General features: G+C 68.0%; 2 protein-coding genes. Both read left to right on the forward strand.

Features of this window, described 5'->3' with window-relative positions:
- The coding region (locus VFS34_16665; GenBank protein ID HET9796083.1) for an ATP-binding protein at positions 1 to 1,093 on the forward strand (1,093 nt) is incomplete at its 5' end.
- 14 nt (positions 1,094 to 1,107) lie between these two features.
- Positions 1,108 to 2,547 (forward strand): hypothetical protein (locus VFS34_16670; GenBank protein ID HET9796084.1); only part of this gene is annotated, 1,440 nt, incomplete at its 3' end.

A 2,547-nucleotide genomic window follows, 5' to 3' on the forward strand; every position in this document is an offset into this window, starting at 1 on the left:
CTCGCCGGGCGAGTTCGTGGTGGAATCGCGGCTCGTTCGCGGGCGGCGGTTCGATCAGGTTCAGGCGACGCTCTCTTCCATCGCGGGACGGCTCTCGCTTTCGGGGCCGGCCGTGCTGTCGATCCCGCTGCTTCCCGAGCAGCGCGAGTCGGAAGAACAAATCGCGAGGCTCTCGTCGAGCCTCACGGCTTTCACGGTGCTGGTCTTCGGCCTGTCGCTGGTTCTCGGCGCGCGCGTGGCGTTTCGCGTGAGCGGCCCGATCGGCGACCTCGTCGAGGGCACCCGCCTCGTCGCGCACGGCGAGGTGCCGAGGATTCCCCTGCCGGAGGACGAGGAGCTCCGACGGCTCGTCGAGGCGTTCCTTTCCATGGCCTCGACGCTGGAGGCTCAACGCGACGACCTGGCGCGGGCGCAGCGGCTCCAGGCCTGGGCGGAAATGGCCCGCATCATCGCGCACGAGATCAAGAATCCCTTGACGCCGATCCGGCTGTCGGCCGAGCACCTCCGGGAGGTGTGGCGGCGAGGAGACCCGAACCGGGACCGGGTTCTCGAGGAATGCCTGGAGAACATCCTGAAGCAAACCGAAATGCTTCGCTCCATCGCCGCGGAATTTTCCGATTTCGCGCGCCTTCGGGAGCCTCAACGCGAGAGAGTCGAGCTTCGCGGACTCGTCGAGGAGGTGGTGCGATCGTTTTCGGCCGCTTCGGGAATTCGATGGCAAATCGACGTTCCCATGGCGTGGGTCCACGCCGACCCGAGGCTTCTCGCCCGCGCCCTGACGAACCTCGTCGCGAATTCCCGCGAAGCGCTGGGGCCGACCGGCGGAACGATCCGAATCCGGGCGGAGAGGCGAGACGGCGCGGGCGGCGCCCGGTGGACGGTTCGCGTCGAGGACGACGGGCCGGGAGTCACGGCGGAAGACCAGGCGAAGCTCTTCGAGCCGTACTTCTCGTCGAAGAGCGGGGGGAGCGGGCTCGGCCTCGCGATCGTCCGGAAGATCGCACAGGAGCACGGCGGGGACGCTCGGGCGGAGAGACTCTCGCCGAGGGGCTTCGCCGTGGAATTCGATTTCCAGGACTCCGGCGAAGTATGATTTCCGGGCCGTCCATGCGAAAGCCGCATCGAAAAGAGATTTCGGCCGCGGCCGCCTGTTCGCTGGCGATCGCTGGACTCGCCGGACTCTCGGGATGCGGGGGAAACGGCGGCGCGCAGCATCGCCGGAACCCGGCTGGGATTTCGATCGATTTCTCGGAGGCGGCGTCTCCCGTTCCCGCGGAGCTGCTCCCGCGACTCAACGCGATCGGCGTGCGCTCGATCTTCGCGCCGGCCGTAGAATTCAGCGCCGACGGAGGGGTGCCCCGTTTCGAGCCGGCGGCCCCGCCCGATTCGAAGTACCCGCTGCCGGTCTATCTCGTCGTGCGGGGGACGGGTGATCTCGATGAGTACTTGAAGTCCGCCGCGGGGAGGGCGGGAGAGGAAATCTGGCGGGCGCTTCGACCGGCGCTCACCTCCGGACGCTACGGCGACATCGCCGGCGTCCACCTCGACCTTCGCGTCGCGAACTCGGCAGGCGAATACGCTTCCGCCCTCGGGTCGATCCGGAGCAGGATCCCGAAGGCCATGACTCTCTCCGCGGCGGTGGAAACGAAGCTCTCGGAGGACCAGCTCAAGAAGTGGCGCTCGGTCGGTCGGCAGGTCGATTTCCTCGTGCCCGTCGTCTACGGGCGCGGCGGGAGAGCGGGAGCCGAGGGCGCACGCGTTTCGGGCTCGACGGCGCAGGCTTTCGAGGTCGGGCGCGCGGTCTTTCCCGAATACTGCCCGCAGGGGTGGGGTCTTTTCCGGGCTTCGGGCGGGGAGGCCCGGGCCGTGTCCGACGCCTCGATCAACGATCTCTCGGAGGATCGCCGGTTCGATTTCGAATTCGGATCGCTCCTGTCCGACGCGGACGAGAACGTTTACGTCTTTCGGGCCCGCCAGCCCGGGTCCCGGGCCCCCTGGGGCGAGGGCGGTTTCGAGCCGGGAGACACCGTCACGTTCTGGGAGAACCGGCCCTCGGATTTCACTCAAGGCCTCTCGGATCCGCTCGCGGCCCGGGGCAAGATCCTGCGGCTTCGTTCGCTCGACGACCAGGATCATCTGATCGGGTTCTCCGCGATCGAGGACATCCTCCTCGGGCGAAAACTCGAGCCGAAGCTGGCCTTCAGCCGGTCGGCGGGCGACGGGGAAGTGACGTTTCTGGTGGTGAATTCCTCCCCGGAGTACTCGGAGCTCTCCCGGCTGAACAACTGGGTCGACCTGCGGATGGACGGCGGCCGGCTCCTGGACATTCGGCCCGGGGATTTCGATCGGTTCGAGTTCCTCGACGCCGCGGGGAAGCAGTCGGTCGCGGGGCGCGCGAGGACGATCCGGTTCTACGAGAACTTCGTGGCGCCGGGCGAATCGATGACCGGCGGTCCGATTCGGTACTCGGGTGAAGCGGCGTTCTTCGCGTCGGCGCACCTGACGCTGCCGGACGGCCGGGTCGTCACCGTCGGCGAGTTGCCCGTC

The sequence above is a fragment of the Thermoanaerobaculia bacterium genome (genome assembly GCA_035717485.1).
In the GTDB taxonomy this organism is placed as follows: domain Bacteria; phylum Acidobacteriota; class Thermoanaerobaculia; order UBA5066; family DATFVB01; genus DATFVB01.